This window comes from Tsukamurella sp. DT100, assembly GCF_049844855.1.
Lineage (GTDB): Bacteria > Actinomycetota > Actinomycetes > Mycobacteriales > Mycobacteriaceae > Tsukamurella.
This window is the reverse complement of record NZ_JBNCLV010000007.1, coordinates 238,443-258,028: the sequence shown is the minus strand read 5'-3', so window position 1 is coordinate 258,028 and position 19,586 is coordinate 238,443. Positions and strand designations below refer to the sequence as shown.

The 19,586-nt window shown below is 71.5% G+C and carries 17 protein-coding genes; 6 read left to right on the top strand and 11 right to left on the bottom strand.

The features are described from left to right. Window position 1: 1 nt before the first annotated feature. On the bottom strand, window positions 2–1,804 hold the full coding sequence (aspS, locus tag ACLQ3K_RS18425; protein WP_224645009.1) for an aspartate--tRNA ligase: 1,803 nt from the start codon (window positions 1,802–1,804) through the stop codon (window positions 2–4). 97 nt (window positions 1,805–1,901) lie between these two features. Between aspS and ypfJ the strand changes: the two genes are divergently transcribed. From ypfJ to ACLQ3K_RS18410, 3 genes are all read left to right on the top strand, one after another. Then, window positions 1,902–2,801: a KPN_02809 family neutral zinc metallopeptidase gene (ypfJ, locus tag ACLQ3K_RS18420; protein WP_426001028.1), complete on the top strand. Its 900-nt coding sequence runs from the start codon at window positions 1,902–1,904 to the stop codon at window positions 2,799–2,801. Between the two features lie 622 nt (window positions 2,802–3,423). Continuing rightward, complete coding sequence (locus ACLQ3K_RS18415; protein ID WP_426001027.1) at window positions 3,424–3,660, top strand: hypothetical protein; 237 nt, start codon at window positions 3,424–3,426, stop codon at window positions 3,658–3,660. 55 nt (window positions 3,661–3,715) lie between these two features. Next, window positions 3,716–5,347, top strand: a complete 1,632-nt coding sequence (locus ACLQ3K_RS18410) for a DUF885 domain-containing protein (protein ID WP_426001026.1) — start codon at window positions 3,716–3,718, stop codon at window positions 5,345–5,347. Window positions 5,348–5,350: 3 nt separating this feature from the next. Here ACLQ3K_RS18410 and ACLQ3K_RS18405 read toward each other — a convergent pair whose 3' ends face one another. Both ACLQ3K_RS18405 and ACLQ3K_RS18400 read right to left on the bottom strand, forming a co-directional pair. Further along, entirely contained in the window at window positions 5,351–6,232 is an 882-nt protein-coding gene (locus ACLQ3K_RS18405; RefSeq protein ID WP_426001025.1) for a diacylglycerol/lipid kinase family protein, read from the bottom strand. Beyond that, window positions 6,229–7,818, bottom strand: coding sequence for an FAD-binding oxidoreductase (locus ACLQ3K_RS18400; RefSeq protein ID WP_426001024.1), 1,590 nt, complete (start codon window positions 7,816–7,818; stop codon window positions 6,229–6,231). The genes ACLQ3K_RS18405 and ACLQ3K_RS18400 overlap by 4 nt, the downstream gene beginning before the upstream one ends. 15 nt (window positions 7,819–7,833) lie before the next feature. Between ACLQ3K_RS18400 and ACLQ3K_RS18395 the strand changes: the two genes are divergently transcribed. Together ACLQ3K_RS18395 and ACLQ3K_RS18390 are read left to right on the top strand one after the other, a co-directional pair. Next, window positions 7,834–8,442 (top strand): TetR/AcrR family transcriptional regulator, encoded by a 609-nt coding sequence (locus ACLQ3K_RS18395; protein WP_426001023.1) that lies wholly within the window; start codon window positions 7,834–7,836, stop codon window positions 8,440–8,442. After that, window positions 8,439–9,989 carry a glycerol-3-phosphate dehydrogenase/oxidase gene (locus tag ACLQ3K_RS18390; RefSeq protein WP_426001022.1) on the top strand — a complete coding sequence of 517 codons (1,551 nt, stop codon included), beginning with the start codon at window positions 8,439–8,441 and terminating at the stop codon, window positions 9,987–9,989. Before ACLQ3K_RS18395 ends, ACLQ3K_RS18390 begins: the two co-directional genes overlap by 4 nt. Here ACLQ3K_RS18390 and ACLQ3K_RS18385 read toward each other — a convergent pair. Genes ACLQ3K_RS18385 through ACLQ3K_RS18355 form a run of 7 tightly spaced genes read right to left on the bottom strand, consistent with a single transcriptional unit; the run spans window position 9,983 to window position 15,917 of the window. Then, window positions 9,983–11,137, bottom strand: a complete 1,155-nt coding sequence (locus ACLQ3K_RS18385; protein WP_426001021.1) for a GTP-binding protein — start codon at window positions 11,135–11,137, stop codon at window positions 9,983–9,985. The two genes, ACLQ3K_RS18390 and ACLQ3K_RS18385, sit on opposite strands and share 7 nt — an antisense overlap. Window positions 11,138–11,183: 46 nt before the next feature. After that, window positions 11,184–11,672: an SRPBCC family protein gene (locus ACLQ3K_RS18380; RefSeq protein WP_426001020.1), complete on the bottom strand. Its 489-nt coding sequence runs from the start codon at window positions 11,670–11,672 to the stop codon at window positions 11,184–11,186. Then, window positions 11,669–12,058 carry a metalloregulator ArsR/SmtB family transcription factor gene (locus tag ACLQ3K_RS18375; RefSeq protein ID WP_426001019.1) on the bottom strand — a complete coding sequence of 130 codons (390 nt, stop codon included), beginning with the start codon at window positions 12,056–12,058 and terminating at the stop codon, window positions 11,669–11,671. The genes ACLQ3K_RS18380 and ACLQ3K_RS18375 overlap by 4 nt, the downstream gene beginning before the upstream one ends. Before the next feature lie 33 nt (window positions 12,059–12,091). Further along, window positions 12,092–13,132: an Rv2578c family radical SAM protein gene (locus tag ACLQ3K_RS18370; RefSeq protein ID WP_426001018.1), complete on the bottom strand. Its 1,041-nt coding sequence runs from the start codon at window positions 13,130–13,132 to the stop codon at window positions 12,092–12,094. A 54-nt stretch (window positions 13,133–13,186) separates the two neighbouring features. Further along, the gene (locus tag ACLQ3K_RS18365; protein WP_224644997.1) at window positions 13,187–13,879 is read right to left on the bottom strand and encodes a hypothetical protein; all 693 of its coding nucleotides are present in this window, start codon (window positions 13,877–13,879) and stop codon (window positions 13,187–13,189) included. A 5-nt stretch (window positions 13,880–13,884) separates the two neighbouring features. Next, on the bottom strand, window positions 13,885–15,183 hold the full coding sequence (hisS, locus tag ACLQ3K_RS18360; protein WP_336670421.1) for a histidine--tRNA ligase: 1,299 nt from the start codon (window positions 15,181–15,183) through the stop codon (window positions 13,885–13,887). Next, on the bottom strand, window positions 15,180–15,917 hold the full coding sequence (locus ACLQ3K_RS18355) for an MBL fold metallo-hydrolase (RefSeq protein WP_224644995.1): 738 nt from the start codon (window positions 15,915–15,917) through the stop codon (window positions 15,180–15,182). Before ACLQ3K_RS18355 ends, hisS begins: the two co-directional genes overlap by 4 nt. Window positions 15,918–16,025: 108 nt before the next feature. Between ACLQ3K_RS18355 and ACLQ3K_RS18350 the strand changes: the two genes are divergently transcribed. Beyond that, window positions 16,026–17,159: a peptidylprolyl isomerase gene (locus tag ACLQ3K_RS18350; RefSeq protein WP_426001017.1), complete on the top strand. Its 1,134-nt coding sequence runs from the start codon at window positions 16,026–16,028 to the stop codon at window positions 17,157–17,159. Between the two features lie 83 nt (window positions 17,160–17,242). On the opposite strand, the gene ACLQ3K_RS18345 is transcribed toward ACLQ3K_RS18350, so the two are convergent. Next, complete coding sequence (locus ACLQ3K_RS18345; RefSeq protein ID WP_224644993.1) at window positions 17,243–19,585, bottom strand: RelA/SpoT family protein; 2,343 nt, start codon at window positions 19,583–19,585, stop codon at window positions 17,243–17,245. Window position 19,586: the final 1 nt, after the last annotated feature.

The following is a 19,586-nucleotide window of genomic DNA, read 5'->3' as shown; positions in this document are numbered from 1 at the left end:
GCTACTTCTGCTCGGCGCCCTGGTCCGCCGCGGCCTGCTCCGGCTTCTTCGGCTTGGCGTCCATGCCCGACTCGCGGCGCTGCTGCACCGTGATGGCCGCGGGCGCGTCGGTCAGCGGGTCGACGCCGCCGCCCGACTTCGGGAACGCGATGACCTCGCGGATCGACGGCGCGCCGGCCAGCAGCGAGACGACGCGGTCCCAGCCGAAGGCGATGCCGCCGTGCGGCGGGGCGCCGTACGAGAAGGCGTCGAGCAGGAAGCCGAACTTCTCGCGGGCCTGCTCCTCGTCGATGCCCATGATCGCGAACACGCGCTCCTGAACGTCCTTGCGGTGGATACGGATCGAGCCGCCGCCGATCTCGTTGCCGTTGCAGACGATGTCGTAGGCGTAGGCCAGGGCGCTGCCCGGGTCGGTGTCGAAGGTGTCGACCGACTCCGGCTTGGGGCTGGTGAAGGCGTGGTGCACCGCCGTCCAGGCGCCGTCGCCCACGGCAACGTCGCCGGAGGCGGTCGCATCGTCGGCCGGCTCGAACAGCGGGGCGTCGACGACCCAGGTGAAGGCCCAGTCGCCCTCCTTGATCAGGCCCAGCTTGTCGGCGATCTCGCCGCGGGCCGCGCCCAGCAGGGCGCGCATCGTCTTGGTGGGGCCGGCGGCGAAGAACACGCAGTCGCCCGGCTGGGCGTGCACGTGCGCGGCCAGGCCGGCGCGCTCGTCGTCCGAGAGGTTCTTGGCGACGGGGCCGGTCAGCTCGCCGTCCTCGCCGATCAGCACGTACGCGAGGCCGCGGGCGCCGCGCTGCTTGGCCCACTCCTGCCACGCGTCGAGCTGGCGACGGGGCTGGCTCGCGCCGCCCGGCATGACGACGGCGCCGACGTACGGCGCCTGGAAGACGCGGAACGGCGTGTCCTTGAAGTACTCGGTGCACTCGACGAGCTCGAGGCCGAAGCGCAGGTCCGGCTTGTCCGAGCCGAAGCGGCGCATGGCCTCGGCGTAGGTCAGGCGCGGGATCGGGGTGGGGATCTCGTGGCCGATGAGCGACCACAGGGCCTTGACGATCTGCTCGCCGAGGGCGATCACGTCCTCCTGGTCCACGAAGCTCATCTCGATGTCGAGCTGGGTGAACTCGGGCTGTCGGTCGGCGCGGAAGTCCTCGTCGCGGTAGCAGCGCGCGATCTGGTAGTACCGCTCCATGCCGGCGACCATGAGCAGCTGCTTGAACAGCTGCGGGCTCTGCGGCAGCGCGTAGAAGGTGCCGGGGCGCAGACGCGCAGGCACCAGGAAGTCGCGGGCGCCCTCCGGGGTGGAGCGGGTCAGCGTCGGCGTCTCGATCTCGGTGAAGTCGTTGAGCGCCAGGATGTTGCGCGCCACGGCGTTCGCCTGGCTGCGCAGCTTGATCGCGGCGGCGGGGCCCTCGCGTCGCAGGTCCAGGTAGCGGTACTTCAGGCGCGCCTCCTCGCCCGGCTCCTCGTCGAGCTGGAAGGGCAGCGGCGCCGACTCGTTGAGCACCGTCAGCTCGGCGACGTTGACCTCGATGGCACCGGACGGCAGGTTCGGGTTCTCGCTGCCCTCGGGCCGCTTCTCGACGGTGCCGGTCACCAGGACGCAGTACTCGGAGCGCAGCCGGTGCGCCTGCTCGGCGACGTCCGACTCGCGGAAGACGACCTGGGCGACGCCGGAGCTGTCGCGCAGGTCGATGAAGATCACTCCGCCGTGGTCACGCCGACGCGCCACCCAGCCCGCGAGGGTGACGACGGTGCCGGCATCCTCTGCACGCAACGATCCGGCCAGGTGAGTGCGCAGCACTTTCGGGGTGTCCTTTCGACGGGGAATCTTCGAGCGCCTGTCATGCTACGGGGCGAACCGGTTCACGATCTCACCCCTGTCATGGAATGCTGTGCGCATGACCTTTCGGGATGACAGCGACCTCAGCGGCGGCAACGTCAGCGCGGGCGGAGGTGGCGGCCTCGGCCGCGGCATGGTGATCGGCGGCGGCAGCATCGGCACGGTCGTGATCGGCCTGATCATCTACTTCCTCACCGGGAGCACCGGTGGTGTCCCGCAGCAGTCCCAGCAGGGCCAAGGTTCCGGTCAAGGCATCAGCGCCGGGCAGGAGCAGGTCGATCGCGACCTCGCGGCCTGCAAGACGGGCGCCGACGCGAATAAGAACACCACCTGCCGCATCAAGGCGACCACCATCTCACTCGACAAGGTGTGGCCGACCGTCCTGCGCGGCTACCAGCCCCCGCGCGGCGGGACCAAGATCATGCCCTCGGACGCACAGTCCATCAACACCGCCTGCGGCGTGGCGAGCGCCGACACGGGTCCGTTCTACTGCCCGAGCGACCAGGTCGCCGTGTTCCAGCTCGACTTCATGGATCGCGTGATCAAGAAGATGGGCGGCACCAACGCGCCGTTCTCGCAGGAGTACATCGTGGCCCACGAGTTCGGCCACCACGTGCAGACCCTCCTCGGCGACATCAACAAGGCCCAGCAGGGCCGCGGCGCGCAGGGCGGCTCAGTCCGCGTCGAGCTGCAGGCCGACTGCTACGCCGGCGTCTGGGCAGCCCACGCCGACAAGGGCGACGACGCGATCCTCAAGCCGCTGACGCAGGAGGAGATCTCCGAAGCGATCACCACGGCGCAGGCCATCGGCGACGACACGATCCAGCGCAACGCGGGCCGCAACGTCAACCCCGAGTCCTTCTCGCACGGTACGTCCGAGCAGCGCGTGCGGTGGTTCTCGCAGGGCTACCGCACCGGCACCCCGGCGCAGTGCGACACCTTCAGCGGCAACATCTGACGATCACGGATAGCCGAACCGGCGCTCAATGGCCGACAACCTTTGGTACGTTTGTTTGGGAAATCAACTAGACACGAGGGAAGGTTAGAATCATGAAGATGATTTCGGCTCGCAGTGTTCTGATCGGGGCTGTGGTTGCCATCTCCATGGGCACAATCAGTTCAGCCACATCCTTTGCCGACACTGAGAAATACGTACCATGCGGTGGGACGCCTTGCGATGGCAACTTCCAGATCCCATATTGGGTGCCCGGCGACACCCCGCTTGAGGCCGTCTACGGACCGTCAGACGTCAGCGCTGGCGGAAACTGAGTTGGAGGGAGCACTCGGTCCAATGCGTTGAGAATCACCCCCAAGTGCAGCCGCAAACCTGGCATTCAAGCGTCGAGTGACCGCCACGCCGCCCACTCTCACCCCGATCGATGCGCTGGACAACCAGTTTGTGCACCGTCCAGCCGATCCGATCGAGACCACCGCGGTCCTCGCCCCGAATCAGACGCCGACCGGGTGACCGCGGACGCGCTTCGCCAGCGGCTGGGCGTGGAGATCGACCTGGCCGAGGTAGACGGACCGTCGGGATCTCAACGTGATCCCGCTGCAGGCGATCTAGGACCCTCACGACGGTGCTGACTCCGGCGCAGTCGGCGAACCTGGCCCGCTACTTCGCGGTCGCGCGCGCGTGGATGATCGTGGCCGCGGGTGCCGCGCTCATCGCGCTCAAGGAGACCTTCGAGCTCGCGCACCACATGCATTGGGGTACGCCCGGATTCTGGGCGCTCACGGCCGTGGCCCTGCTCTGCAGCGCTGCGCTGAACGGCGCCGCATCGGCGTACTCCGATCGCCGCGACCGCAGGCACTGAGCGGCGCGCGAACAACCCGATCCCCTTCCGGCCACGATTCCCCTAACCTCGGGGCATGGCTGACACCACTCCCCCCTCCACGCCGATCGACGCCCTGGCGGACCGTCTGGCCCTGCGGCTCGCCGAGGTCGATCCGATCGAGGCCACCGCGGTGGGGATCACCGACTTCGACGACCGGCTCACCGACTTCTCCCCCGCCGGCGTCGCCGCCAGGATCGTCGTCGCGCGCGAGACGCTCGCCGAGCTCGCAACACTGACGCCGGAGTCGGACGCCGACCGGGTCACCGCGGACGCGCTACGCGAGCGGCTCGGCGTCGAGATCGAGCTCGCGGACGCGGGGCGGATCGTCGGCGACCTCAACGTCATCGCCTCCCCACTGCAGGCGATCCGCGACGTCTTCGACCTCATGCCCGACGGGGACCCGCGCCTTGCGCCGCGCCTCGCGGCCGTGCCGCAGGCGGTCGAGTCGGCCGTCTCGGGCCTGCGGGCCCGCCTCGCCGACGGGGCCTGGCCCTTCCCCGCGCTACAGGTCCGCGAGGTACTAGCGCAGGCCCGCGAGGCAGGCGAGCAGGTCGCGGCCAACGCCGCTCGGGCGGCCGACGTCGCGCCGGGCCTCACCGATGAGATCCGCGCGTCCTTCAGCCGATTCGCGGAGGTGCTCGAGACCGAGATCGCCCCCTCGGCGATCGCCGTGGACCAGCCCGGCGGCCTCGGTGTCGGGCGGGAGGCGTACCCGCTCCACTCACGAGTGTTCCTGGGCACGGCCGTCGATCTGGAGGAGACCTACGCCTGGGGCCGGCAACTCCTCGCCTCGATCGTCGCCGAACAGAACGAGGTGGCGGCCCGCCTGTACCCGGGCGCGACCGTCGCGGACGCCCTGGCGAGGCTCGACACCGAGCCGCGGTACGCGCTGCAGGGCACCGACGCTCTGCGCGAGTGGATGCAGCGCACGTCGGACGAGTCGGTGGCCGCGCTCGCGGGCGTGCACTTCGACATCCCCGCCGAGCTGCATCACCTGGACTGCCGGATCGCGCCGAGCAGCAACGGCGGGATCTACTACACCGGTCCGTCCGCGGACCTCACCCGGCCGGGCTCGATGTGGTGGTCCGTGCCGCCCGGTGTCACCGAGTTCCATACCTGGCAGGAGAAGACGACCGTCTATCACGAGGGCGTGCCCGGCCATCATCTGCAGATCGGGCAGGCCGTGATCGCGCCGCTCAACCGGTGGCGCAAGCTCTACTCGTTCACCTCCGGCCACGGCGAGGGGTGGGCGCTGTACGCCGAACGCCTGATGCGCGGCCTGGGATTCCTCGACGACGACGGCGACCTCATGGGCATGCTCGACTCCCAGCGCCTCCGCGCGGCGCGGGTCGTTCTCGACATCGGCGTGCATTGCGGTTTCGAGGCGCCCGCCGAGGTCGGCGGCGGGGCTTGGACCTACGACAAGGGCTGGGCCTTCCTCCGCTCGCACGTCGCCATGTCGGACGAGCAACTGCGCTTCGAGTACCACCGCTACCTCGGCTGGCCCGGGCAAGCACCGTCGTACTCGGTGGGCCAGCGCGTGTGGCAGCAGACCCGCGACGCCTACCTCGCCGCGCACCCCGGATCGACGGTCAAGGACTTCCACCGCGACGCCCTGGCGCTCGGCGGCATGGGCCTGGACACCCTGCGCGCCGCGATCGTCTGAGCGTCAGCGGGGCACGAGGACCGGGAGGACGGCGGTGCGGATCCCGACGGTGACGGGCAGCTCCTGCAGGTAGTCGCCGTCGGCGTGGACGGGGATCGGACGGTCGGCGCTGACGACGACCTCCTGGCCGCTGAACGTCAGGACCTCGGCCCGCGCGACGTGGGCGCCGGTCTTCGCCTCCCCCATCGCGCTGATGAGCTTGAGCTTGTTCCCGGCACCGTCGACGGCGAGCACCTCGATGCGGCCGTTGTCGGACGCCGCGGCGGGGACCATGTGCAGGCCGCTGCCGTACCAGCCGGAGTTGGCGATCACCACCATGTGCACCGGGCCCTCGTGGACGGCACCGTCGACCTCGATCCGGAAGGCGGCGGGCTTCCAGCGGAGCGCGGCGATCGCCGGGGCGAGGCGGTACGCGAGCGGCCCCATCCAGCGCAGCTTGTTGATCAGCTCGGTGGCCACCGAGTCCAGGCCGACGTAGACGTTGCCGACGGCGATCTCGCCGCCGACGGTGAGCACGTCGAGGTCCTTGCGGCGGCCGTCGGTGAGCACGTCGGCGATGGCCGACGGCTCGTCGGGAATGCGCAGGTGGCGGGCCATGTCGTTGCCGCGGCCCGCGGTGACGATGCCCATGGGTGCGCCCGGCACGCGGAGGACGCCGGTGGCGACCTCGCGGATCTGGCCGTCGCCGCCGACCGCGACGGTCAGCGCGCCCGACGCGGCGGCCTCCTCGGCGAGCCGCCGCGCGTCGGTGCTCGACGTCGACTCGACGACGTCCGTGGAGACGTCCCGGCGGGCCAACTCCTCGGCGACGGCGGCCCACCGGGTGCGCGCGATCCCGCCGCCCGAGATCGGGTTGAGGACGGCGATGACATCCGTGGCGGTCACGGGAGCAGGATCCCGGGGTTGAGCACGCCCTGCGGGTCGAGGGCCTCCTTGACCGCACGCAGCGCGGTCACCTGCACGTCGCCGATCTCCTCCAGGTAGGTGGCGCGGTGGTCCGTGCCGACGGCGTGGTGGTGCGTGATCGACGCTCCCGCGGCGCGGATCGCGGCGTTGGCGGCGGCCTTCGCGGCACCCCACTGTGCCAGCGGATCTTCCAGTGCCTTCGCGATCACGGTGAAGTACAGCGAGGCGCCGGTCGGGTAGACGTGCGAGATGTGGCACATGACGACGGCGGGCGTGCCCTGCGCGCCGAGGGCGCCGGTGAGCGCGGCGGTGACGTCGGCCTTGAGCCGGTCGACGTTCGACCAGAAGGTCACGGTCTCCAGCGTCTCGACGAGCGCGCCCGCGTCGAGCAGCGGGTCGCGCAGGTACGGGCCGCGGAACCGCCCGGCGCGCCAGGCCTCCCCCGGCTCCTCGCCGAGGAACTCGCCGCCCAGCTCGATCAGGCGCGCGGAGACGTAGCCGTCGCGGCAGTCGACATCGGGCTCGTCGCCCTCGAAGCCCACCACCATCAGGCACCCGCCGACGGCCGCCTGACCGGCGGCCCCGGGGTTCGCGAGGTTGAGGCCGGTCTCCGCCTCGTCGGACAGGCGCAGCACCGTCGGGCGGACGGAGCTCTGGGCCAGCACGCGCATGGCGTTCGCGCCTGCCGCGAAGTCGGGGAAGCGCCAGCCGTAGAAGCGGCGGACCGTCGGGACGGGGTGCACCCGGACGCGGACGGCGGTGACGACGCCGAAGGCGCCCTCGGAGCCGAGGAAGAGCTGCCGCAGGTCGGGGCCGGCGGCGGACTTGGGGGCGGTGCCGATCTCGGCGACGCCCTGCGGCGTGGCGACGGTGAGCCCGACGACCATCTCGTCGAACCGGCCGTAGCCGATCGAGGACTGCCCGGCGGAGCGGGTCACGGCGCAGCCGCCGACGGTGGCGCCCTCGTAGGACTGCGGGAAGTGGCCGAGCTCGTAGCCGTGCTCGGCGAGCAGGCGCTCGGCCTCGGGCAGGCGGGTCCCGGCCGCCAGGGTCGCGATCTGGGAGACCGCGTCGAGGCCGATCAGGCCGGACAGGCCCCGCAGGTCCAGCGCGACGACGGGGCGGGTGCGCTCGGGCGCGAGGCCGCCGGTGACGGACGTGCCGCCGGCGAACGGGCTGAGCGTGAGGTCCTTGGCCGCACACACGGCGAGTACCTCGGCGACCTGCTCCGCGGTCGCCGGAACGACGACCGCGTCGGGCGTGTCGGAGGTGTCGCCGGCACGGAACTTCAGCAGGTCCGGCGTGGAGTAGCCGCGCAGGTGCGCGAGCCGGGTAGCGTCGTCGGTGGCGACCGTCACACCTGTCTTCTGCAGGGCCGCGAGGGCCCGGCCGGAGACGCGCGACGGCATGAGGAAGGGCTGCTCGGGCTCCCCGGGGCCGCCCTCGATGCCGAGCATCGTGAGGGCGCCGAGCACCGACTCGGACAGGTGCATGGGGTTCGCGGGATCACCCCAGCGGCCGGGCTCGAAAGCGACGACGGGCAGATCCACCTCGGACGAAGTCATGATACATTTGTACACATGATGTCGCAGGATCTCAATCCTCGGGGAACGTCCACGCGCGGCCCCGCCAACGCCGTCGACGACGAGCTGATCCTCGACGCCGCGCGCGACCTGATGGCCACCATCGGCATCCGCCGCACCACGATGGCCGACGTCGCCCGCTCCGCGCAGGTCTCCCGCGCCACGCTGTACCGCCGCTACCCGAACGTCCAGGCCCTGGCCGCCGCCGTGACCACGCGCGAGTTCGTCGCCGCGCTCACCGGCGTCGGCCTGTTCGACGGCGCCACCGGCCGCGAGACCGTCGCGCGCACCGTCGTGCACGTGACCGCGGCTGCCCGCTCGCACCCGCTGCTGCGCCGCATCATCGAGCTCGATCCCGAGTTCCTCATGCCCTACCTGCTGCACCGCACCGGCCGGACGTCCCGCGCCCAGCTGGAGGCCATCACCGGCGGGATCGCCGCCGGCCAGGCCGACGGCAGCATCCGCGCCGGCGAGCCCGCCGAGCACGCGGCCGTCGTGCTGCAGCTCGCGTGGTCGTCCGCGCTCACCGGGCCCGTGTTCACCGAGTCCGCCGACCTGCTCGACGCCCAGCTCTTCGACCTCATCGACCGGTACCTCGCGCCGTGACCGCCACCGTCGAGTCGATCGATCCCGCCTCCCGGCTCTCCACCGCCCGCCGCTCCGCCGACCTCGCCGCACTGACGGCCGACCCCTCCGTCGACCTGCTGGTCATCGGCGGCGGGGTCACCGGCACCGGCGTCGCGCTCGACGCCGCGAGCCGCGGCCTGCGCGTCGCGCTGGTCGAGAAGCACGACCTCGCGTTCGGCACGAGCCGCTGGTCCTCGAAGCTCGTGCACGGCGGCCTGCGCTACCTCGCCTCCGGCGCAGTCGGGATCGCCTACGAGAGTGCCGTGGAACGCGACGCCCTGATCCGGGTGATCGCTCCGCACCTCACCCGGCCTCTCCCCCAGGTGGTTCCACTCCTCGGCGACGTCCGGCGCCGCGACGCCGCGCTCACCCGGGTCGGCTTCCTCGCCGGGGACGCGCTGCGCCTGGCTGCCCGCACCCCGTCGTCCGAGCTGGCCCGGTCGGGCCGCATCTCCGCGGGAGAGGTCATCGCGATGGCCCCCACCGTGCGTCGCGCGGGCCTGCGCGGTGGCCTCCTCAACTGGGACGGCCAGCTCACCGACGACGCCCGGCTCACCGTGGGCATCGCCCGCACCGCCGCGGGCCACGGTGCGACGGTCCTCACCCACTGTTCCGCCTCGCAGGTCACCGGCACCGCCGCCACGATCACCGACGAGCTGACCGGCCATTCGGTGACCGTCCGCGCGAAGGCCGTGGTCAACGCGACCGGAGTGTGGTCGGGCACCGTCGACCCGGCGATCGCGTTGCGGCCCAGCCGCGGCACGCATCTCGTGTTCCGGCAGGAGACGTTCGGCGGGCTCACCGCGGGCCTGACGGTGCCCGTGCCCGGCGCCTTCGGTCGGTACGTCTTCGCGCTGCCGCAACCGGACGGGCGCGTCTACGTGGGCCTCACGGACGAGGAGGCCGACGGTCCGCTGCCCGACGTGCCGACGCCGTCCGACACCGAGATCGACTTCCTGCTCGCGACGGTGAACCTGGCCCTCGGCACGCCGCTGACCCGCGACGACGTCGTCGGCACCTTCGCCGGTCTGCGCCCGCTGCTCGATTCCGGCGAAGGGCGGACGGCCGACGTCTCCCGCAAGCACGCGGTGCTCACCCGCGGCGACGGCCTCGTGACCGTGGTCGGCGGCAAGCTCACGACGTACCGCCGGATGGCGGAGGACGCCGTCGACGCCGCCCTCGCGGCATCGGGCCTGACCGCCGGCCCCTGCGTCACCCGGACCCTGCCCCTGGTCGGCGCCGCGACGCGGGACGCCCTGCGGCGCGTCGACGCCCCGGAGCGGCTGGTCCGCGCCTACGGCACCGAGGCTCCCGTCGTCGTCGCGCTCGGCGCGGCCGACCCGGCGCTCGCCGCGCCGGTCGCCGACGGCACCGAGATCACCGGCGCGGAGCTGGCCTTCGGCGCGCTCGTCGAGGGCGCGATCACGGCCGAGGATCTGCTCGAGCGCCGCACGCGTCTAGCGCTCATCCCGGAGGTCGCCGCGGCGGCGACGGGTGCCGCCAGGCGCGCCCTCACCGCTCAGTGACGGTGTGCCGGAACGTTCCACGCCGGTAGCCGGTCCGGGTACTCCACCCACGCTGCCGGCCCCTCGGCCACCTCGTCGTCGGTGAGCAGCGCGCGGTCGAGCAGGGCCCGCATCCGCTCGGCGTCGAGGCGCACGCCGATGAAGACCAACTCCTGCTGCGGCGCACCGTCGACCTGGGACCAGTAGGCGGCTGGCTCGATGGTGAGGTTGGGGCCGGCCTGGGACCAGACGCCGACCAGGTCGGGGCGGCTCGCGATCCAGCAGAAGCCCTTGCTCCGGAGCACCGCCCGCACCTCCGCCAGCGACTCGAGCAGCCGCTGCGGATGGAAAGGCCTGTCGGCCCGGTAGGCGGTCGAGGAGATCCCGTACTCCTCCGTCTCGGGCGTGTGGCCGCCGATCACCTCGTCGTCCCACCCCGCGACCGAGGACGCGGCCTCGTGGTCGAACAGGCCGGTGCCGATCACTTCGGCAACCGCGATCTCGCCGCGCGGGAGCGGCCGCACGCGCGCCCGGGGGTTGAGCCTGCGGACGGTGGCCTCGACCGCGCCGCCGGCCGCCGCGGAGACGAGATCCAGCTTGCTGATGAGCACGACGTCGGCGAATTCGACCTGATCGATGAGCAGGTCGGCGATGGACCGCTCGTCGCCCGCGGCGGCGCCGAGGCCGCGCTGCGCGAGGCTGGAACCGCGCGCGATCTCGCCGAGGAAGGTACTCGCATCGACGACCGTGACCATCGTGTCGAGGGCGGCGAGGTCGCCGAGGCGGCTGCCGTCGTCGAAGGTCCAATCGAAGGTCGCGGCCACGGGCATCGGCTCGGAGATACCGGTCGACTCGATGACGAGGTGATCGAACCGGGGCTCCCCCTCGGGGGTGCGCTGCCGCGCGATCGCCCCGACGGCGTCGACGAGATCCTCGCGCAGGGTGCAGCAGATGCACCCGTTGCTGAGCTCGACGAGCTTCTCCTCGGTGCGATCGAAGCCGCCGAGATCGACCAGCGCGGCGTCGACGTTGACCTCGCTCATGTCGTTGACGATCACCGCCACGCGCAGGCCGTCGCGATTGGTGAGCAGGTGGTTGAGCAGCGTGGTCTTGCCGGCGCCGAGGAAGCCGGAGAGGACGGTGACGGGCAGTGGGGCTGAGTCGGTCATGCCACTAATAGTAATCGTTTTCATTAGCGGCGCGAGGGCAGCCCCGTCACTCGCCGCCGTAGTGCGCCGACATCGCCGGGAAATAGTCCTCGAAATCCGGTGTCGCACCGCCGGTCTCGGCGGCGACGAGGGCGTCGAGGTAGTACTCCCACCCCGGTCCGACCTCGGCCGCATTGGCCGCGGCGTCGAGGTGATGGACGAAGGTGAGCCGAGTCCGATCCCCGTCCCGCTCGACGAGCGCCTCGAGGTTCCACTCGCCGTACTCGTCCTTGGAGTGCACGCCGAGCCTGCGGGGCGGCTCGCACGCCGTGATGGTCATCGGCATGACGGGGGCGCCCTCCTCGAAGCCCATCGTCACCTGCACCACGGATCCGACGCCGGGCTCACCCGCCCAGGAGCCGAACCACCGCGCCGTCCGCACCGGCTCCGTGATCGAGGCCCAGACGTCGTCGACGCCCGCGTCGAAGTACCGCTCGAGAATCAGGTCGCGTCCGCCGTCCGTCGGCTCCACGCGCCCCGTCGCCTGCTTGGTCATGCCGTTCCCCGTTCTCGTGTTCCGTCGATCTCAGTGGTCCCGCCCGCGGCGCGGGCGTTGTCGCGCCGGGTGCGGCGCACCTCGGTGTCCAGCGCGGGCGAGGCGAGCAGGCCCGCGAGCCGGGCGGGGCCGCGGACCCGCGCCAGCCAGCCGTCGACTTCCTCGAGAGCGGCGAGCCGCAGCGCGTACGAGCGCTCGCGCCCGTCCTCGCCCGACGGTCCGCCCTCGACGACGCCCGCGTCGCGGAGCACGCGCAGATGCCGGCTGACAGCCGGCCGGCTGATGTCGAACTCGGCGGCGATCTGCCCCGCGGTCATCGGTGCCGCGCTCAGCAGCAGCACGATCCGACGTCGCACCGGGTCGGCGATGGCCGCGAAGACGCTCACCCCAGAAGCGTAACGCATTGGTTACGCACCTGTCTAGAAGAGCGACTCCTGCAGGTCCGGCGCGGCGGAGCCGTGGACCCGCGGGGTGCGCGGCGCACGCTGCGGCGGGCTCGCGTACGGATCCTCCAGGCGCAGCAGCCCGAACTCCTCGAGCATCGGCGTGACGCGGGCGCGCAGGTGCGTGCGGTAGTCGGCCGAGACCCGGCCGGTGGAGCCGTACAGCTGGCGGTAGCGCCGCACCAGCATCGGATGATTCTCCGACAGCCACCCGAGGAACCAGTCCCGGTACCGCCCCGTGAGATTCAGCGCCATGACCGAGGCGCTGGCCGCCCCCGCGTCCGCGAGCGCGGAGATCAGCGCCCGCAGCGAGGCGGCGTCGTCGGTGAGATACGGCACGACGGGGGCGACCATGACGTGGCAGTCGAAGCCCGCGTCCGCAATGGCCCGGATGAGCTCCAACCGGGCCTCGGGCTTCGGCGTCCCGGGCTCGAGCGAGCGCTGCAGCTCCGGGTCGAGCAGCGCCAGCGACACCGACAGTTGCACCGGCACGCGCGTCGCGGCCGTGGTGAGCAGCGGCAGGTCGCGCCGCAGCAGCGTGCCCTTGGTGAGGATCGAGATCGGCGAGCCCGCGCCGGCCAGCGCCCCGATGACGCCGGGCATGAGCCGGTACCGCCCCTCGGCGCGCTGGTACGGATCGGTGTTCGTGCCGAGCGCCACCGGCTCGCCCTTCCACGACGCGCGGCGCAGCTCCTTCTTGAGCACCGAGACGAGATTCGTCTTCACCACGATCTGCGAGTCGAAATCGCCGCCGGCATCGAACTCGAGGTACTCGTGGCTCGACCGGGCGAAGCAGTACGTGCACGCATGGGTGCACCCGCGGTACGGATTGACGGTCCAGGAGAAGGGCATCGCCGAGGACTCCGGCAGCTTGTTCAGCGCACTCTTGCAGAGCACCTCGTGAAAGGTGATGCCCTCGAACTCCGGCGTCGTGACCGTGCGCCCCACGCCCTCGAGGCCGGGCAGCGCACGCACGCCCGAACCGGCATCACTCAGCAGCTGACCGTCCCATCGCACACCGCTAGTCGAACATTTTGTTCGAGCGCAGTCAAGCGTTCGAACACCGCGCGTCTACCACGGCGGCCGGGCGATCTCGTCCACCTCGTCGGCCGTGAAGACCAGCTCCTCGGCGCCGCCGACCTCCCGCGCGATCCCGGCCGCGCGGAACAGCGGGCGGTCGCGCATCGGCGTCGACGAGGCCTGCGACCTGGACTGTTCCGCGAGCACCCGCCCGATATCGCGCACCTCCGCGCGACGGTTGCGGTCCAGCGCCTCCGCGAGCCGGCGGGTGCCCAGCATCGGCAGCTCGCGGCCGCGCACCCGGCCCCGGCCGGGCCCCTCGTACAGGGCGACCGGGAGGCGCACCGTCGTCCTCCCGTGCCGGATGCGCAACGACACCTGGGCGAACCGCGCCACCTCGGCGACGAGGTCGACCTCGTCGGCGTCCATGAGGTTGACCCGCTGCGTGCGCAGCGTCCGCCGGGTGAGCACGCGGTGATCGAGCACCACGCGCCGCCGCGCGACGCCGAGGTACCCGCCCAGGCCCGGCGCGGCACCGGCGAGCAGCACCGCGGTGCCCCACACCGGGCCCGCCACAACGGTCACGACGACGGCGACCACGACGGTGACGAGAAGCCCCACCGCCACCGCGCGGCGCACCTTCGGCAGCACCACGCGGGGCGGGATCAGATCCACATCGACGGCGTCCTCCGCGCTCAGCTCCCGCGGATCGCGGGCGCCGGGCTCGGCGGGACTGGACGACACGCGGGCTACCCTGCGCTCTCGGCGCTCTCGGTCACGATCACGTCCACGACGGTATCGATCGGGAGCGCGCGCTGCTCCCCCTTCGCCAGATCCTTGACCATGACGACGCCCTGCTCGAGCTCCGCATCACCCAGGATCAGCGCGAAGCGGGCGCCCGAACGGTCCGCGGCCTTCATCGCGCCCTTCATGGCGCGGTTCCCGTAGGCCATGTCGGCCGCGACGCCGGCCAGACGCAGGCGGCCGAGCAGCGGCACCATGGCGTCGCGCGCGGCATCCCCGAGCGGCACGCCGAAGGCCACCACGCGGGGCGCCGCCGGTGCGCGCTTCCCCTCCGCCGTGAGCGCCAGGAGCGTGCGGTCGACGCCGAGCCCGAAGCCGACGCCGGTGACGCCCTCGCGGCCGCCGAGCTGCTCGACGAGGCCGTCGTACCGGCCGCCGCCGCCGATGCCCGACTGCGCGCCGAGGCCGTCGTGGACGAACTCGAAGCAGGTCTTGGTGTAGTAGTCGAGCCCGCGGACCAGCCGCGGGTTGACCACGTAGGGCACGCCCAGCGCGTCGAGGTAGCCGAGCACCTTCTCGAAGTGCTCCTTCGGCTCCGCCGTGAGGTTGTCGATCATGAGCGGCGCATCGGCGGTCATCGCCTTGACCTCGGGCCGCTTGTCGTCGAGCACCCGCAGCGGGTTGATCTCGGCGCGACGCCGGGTCTCCTCGTCGAGGTCGAGCGCGAAGAGGAACTCCTGCAGCTTCTCGCGGTACTGCGGGCGGCACGTCGCGTCGCCGAGGCTCGAGACCTCCAGCCGGAAGCCGTCGAGCCCGACGCTGCGGTAGGCCCGGTCCGCCACGGCGATCACCTCGGCGTCCAGCGCCGGGTCGTCCACGCCGATGGCCTCCATGCCCACCTGCTGCAGCTGCCGGTAACGCCCCTCCTGGGGACGCTCGTAGCGGAAGAACGGGCCCGCGTAGGCCGCCTTCACCGGCAGCTGGCCGCGATCGAGGCCGTGCTGCAGCACCGCGCGGACCACGCCCGCGGTGCCCTCGGGGCGCAGCGTCACCGAGCGGTCGCCGCGGTCGGCGAAGGTGTACATCTCCTTCGCGACCACGTCCGTCGACTCGCCGACGCCCCGCGCGAACAGCGTGGTGTCCTCGAAGATCGGCAGCTCAATGTAGCCGTATCCCGCCTCGGCGGTCGCCCGCAGCAGCGCGGTGCGCACGGCGAGGAAGTCGGCGGAGCTGTTCTTCTCCCCCGACGGCACCGGGATGTAGTCGGGAATGCCCTTGGGAGCCTGGAAGCTACCGGCGCTCACAGTCCGTATCGTCCTTTCCGCTCACCCGGCGTCTGCGTGCCGGTGAGGCCCTGCAGGAACGGGTTCGACGCCCGCTCCCGTCCGATGGTGGTGGCGGGGCCGTGCCCGGGCAGGACGACGGTGTCGTCGCGCAGGGGCAGCAGCTTCGCCGCGATGGATTCGAGGAGCCGCTCGTGGCTGCCGCCCGGCAGGTCCGTCCGGCCGATCGAACCCTGGAACAGTACGTCGCCGTCGAAGGCGACGGTGACGGTCTCGCCCTCGACGGGGGTTCCGGCACCGTCGACGGCGGGGGCCTCGACGGTGAAGACGATCGAGCCCGCGGAGTGGCCCGGCGCATGGTCCACGCCGAACGTGATCCCGGCGAGGGTGACGGGCTCGCCGTCGACGAGGTCGATGACCTTCTGCGGCTCGACGAAGACCTGGTCGCCGATCATCGCGCCGAGCGCGGCGCCGATGCCGACGGCGGGATCCGCGAGCATCGCCCGGTCGCCGTCGTGGATGTGGACGGGGATGCCGTACTCGTCGGCGAAGGGCTGCGCGGTCCACGTGTGGTCGAGGTGACCGTGCGTGAGCAGGACCGCGACCGGGTTCAGGCGATGCTCGGCCAGCAACTGCTTGAGCGGCGCGACGGCGTCCTGACCGGGGTCGATGACGACGGCGTCGGAGTCCGGACCGGCCGCGACGACGTAGCAATTGGTCTGGAACACCCCCGCGGGGAATCCGGTGATCAGCATCCGACCATTGTGGCACCAGACCCGGTGACGGCGTCTATCAGGTTTAGCTGGCAGACTTGGCGATCAGTTGTGCCCGCCGGATGTCGGTAATGAGGAGGTCGTCACACCGTGCCGAGCAATGAAGAGCGCCGCCAGGCAGCCCGCGAGAAGCTGGCCAAGCAGAACGAGCGGCGTGAGTCCGACGCGCGCAAGCGCAAGGTGAAGGCCATCGGAGCAGGTGTCGCCGTGGTGGCGGTGGCCGCCGTCGTGGCCGCCTACATCTGGGTCCCGGCGGGTCCCCGCGCTCCCCTGCGCGTGGCCGCGGAGAACAAGTACAAGTCGCTCCACGTGACCTGTGACTTCGGCGACCGCGACCCCGCGGCCGATGCGCGGAAGAACCTCGACGCGCAGAAGAAGCAGATCGCGACGATGCGTACCCAGATCGCCGACGCGCAGAAGCGCCTGCCGACGATGCCCGCGGATCAGCAGGCCTCCTTCAAGCAGCAGATCGACGCGGCGATCGAGCAGACCGACGCCTCGGAGAAGACGATCGCGGAGGCGGAGAAGCAGCTGCCGCAGCTGGACAAGCTCGCCGAGCGCAACAAGTCGCTCACCAAGCCCGAGGGCAAGGACGTCCCGAACACCGGCACGATGACGGGCACCATTACCACCAACGCGGGCCCCATCGGCTTCGAGCTCGATCGCTCGAAGGCGCCGTGCAACGTGGAGACCTTCGTCGCACTGATGCAGGCCAAGTTCTTCGACGCCACGACCTGCCACCGCGAGACGGCCAGCGAAGCCGCCGACAAGAAGAGCGGCCTCTACGTGCTGCAGTGCGGCGACCCGTCGGCCACCGGCCTCGGCGGCCCGAGCTGGACCTCGCCCGACGAGGCGCCGAAGTTCCTCAAGCCGGCGACCGCGGAGGCCAACCCGATGGCGGCCTCGCAGAACGTGATCTACCCGGCCGGGACGATCGCCGTCGCGAACGCGAACCAGCAGTCGAACCCGCAGACGGGCCAGGAGGGCACGTACAACACGGGCTCGAGCCAGTTCTTCCTCGTCTACAAGGACACCACGCTGCCCGCGAACTACTCGGTGATCGGCAAGACGGATGACGCCGGCCTGACCGTGCTGCAGATGATCGCGAAGAAGGGCATCGTCCCGAAGCCGGGCGACCCGGCCCCGAAGCCGGGCACCCCCGTCACCGACGGTAAGCCCAAGGACCCGGTGAACATCACCACCATGGCCCTCGCCGGCCAGTAGTCCGACGTACGAGGAAGGCCCCCGCTCCGGCGGGGGCCTTCGTCGTTCGGGGCGCGCCGCGACCGTGCGGTGCCGGCGGAACGCTACTGCGCCGAGGTCACACGGTAGACGTCGTAGACGCCCTCCACGTTGCGCACGACGTTGAGCACGTGCCCGAGGTGCTTCGGGTCCCCCATCTCGAAGGTGAAGCGCGACACGGCGACCCGGTCGCGCGACGTGGTCACCGAGGCGGAGAGGATGTTGACCTTCTCGTCGGCGAGCACCTTCGTCACGTCCGAGAGCAGGCGGTGCCGGTCGAGCGCCTCGACCTGGATCGCGACCAGGAACACCGACGACGCGGACGGCGCCCACTTCACGTCCAGGAAGCGCTCGGGCTCCTTGCGGAGCTCGGCGACGTTGGTGCAGTCGGTGCGGTGCACGCTGACGCCGCCGCCGCGGGTCACGAAGCCGACGATCTCGTCGCCCGGCACGGGCGTGCAGCACTTGGCGAGCTTCGCGAGCACGCCCGGCTGCCCGGTGACGAGCACGCCCACGTCGGTCGTCGCGGTCGGACCCGAGATCGTCGACGGGGTGCTGCGCTCGGCCAGCTCCTCCGTCGCCTCCTCGATGCCGCCCAGCTGCTCGAGCATCCGCTGCACGACGGTGTGCGCGGACACCTGGTGCTCGCCCACGGCCGTGTACAGCGCGGAGACGTCCGCGTAGCGCAGTTCCTTGGCGATCCCCGCCATCGACTCCGCGTTCGTCAGGCGCTGCAGTGGGAGGCCCGAACGGCGCACCTCCTTGGCGATGGCGTCGCGGCCGTTCTCCAGCGCCTCCTCGCGGCGCTCCTTGGCGAACCACTGCCGGATCTTGGCCTTGGCCCGCGGGGAGACGACGAACGTCTGCCAGTCGCGCGACGGGCCCGCGCTCTCGGCCTTGCTGGTGAAGACCTCGACGACCTCGCCGTTCTCGAGCTTGCGCTCGAGCGCCACGAGCCGGCCGTTGACGCGGGCGCCGATGCACCGATGACCCACCTCGGTGTGCACGGCGTAGGCGAAGTCCACGGGGGTGCTACCCGCGGGCAGCGTGATCACGTCGCCCTTGGGGGTGAAGACGAAGATCTCCTTGACCGCGAGGTCGTAGCGGAGCGATTCGAGGAACTCCCCCGGGTCCGCGGCCTCCCGCTGCCAGTCGAGCAGCTGGCGCATCCACGCCATGTCGTCGACCTCGGTCAGGTCCGAGCCCTTGGCGCCGCCGCCGGAGCGCCCCTTGGTCTCCTTGTACCGCCAGTGCGCGGCGATGCCGAACTCGGCGGTGCGGTGCATCTCCCGGGTGCGGATCTGCACCTCGAGCGGCTTGCCCTCCGGGCCGATCACCGTGGTGTGCAGCGACTGGTAGACGCCGTAGCGCGGCTGCGCGATGTAGTCCTTGAACCGGCCGGCCATCGGCTGCCACAGCGAGTGGACCACGCCGACCGCGGCGTAGCAGTCGCGCACCTCGTCGCACAGGATCCGCACGCCGACCAGGTCGTGGATGTCGTCGAAGTCGCGGCCCTTGACGATCATCTTCTGGTAGATCGACCAGTAGTGCTTGGGCCGTCCCTGCACGTCGGCGACGATCCGCTGGGCCGACAGCGCGCCGTTGATCTCGGCACGCACGGCCGCCAGGTAGGTGTCGCGCGACGGTGCGCGGTCGGCGACGAGCCGCACGATCTCGTCGTACTTCTTCGGGTGGAGGATGGCGAAGGCCAGGTCCTCCAGCTCCCACTTCACCGTCGCCATACCCAGGCGATGCGCGAGCGGCGCGATCACCTCGAGGGTCTCGCGGGCCTTGCGGGCCTGCTTCTCCGGCGGCAGGAAGCGCATCGTGCGCATGTTGTGCAGCCGGTCCGCGACCTTGATCACCAGCACCCGCGGGTCGCGGGCCATGGCGATGATCATCTTGCGGATCGTCTCGGCCTCGGCGGCGTTGCCGAGCGCCACCTTGTCGAGCTTGGTGACGCCGTCCACGAGGTGCGCCACCTCGGAGCCGAACTCGGCGGTGAGCTGCTCGAGCGTGTACCCGGTGTCCTCGACGGTGTCGTGCAGCAGCGCCGCGACCAGCGTCGTGGTGTCCATGCCCAGCTCGGCGAGGATCGTCGCCACGGCCAGCGGATGGGTGATGTACGGGTCGCCCGACTTGCGCATCTGGCTGGCGTGCCGCTGCTCCGCGACGTCGTAGGCGCGCTCGATCAGCGCGACGTCCGCCTTCGGGTACACCTCCCGGTGCAGGGCCACCAGCGGTTCCAGGACCGGCCGGACGTGGTTGCGCGTGCCCGTCATCCGGCGGGCGAGGCGCGCCCGGACCCGGCGGGTGGTCGAGCCCGTCGTCTCGAGGTTGGGCGGGGCCGGCTGCGACGAGGCGACAGGCGTACCCGCGGAGTCGGAACCCTGAGACTGCAGCGACATG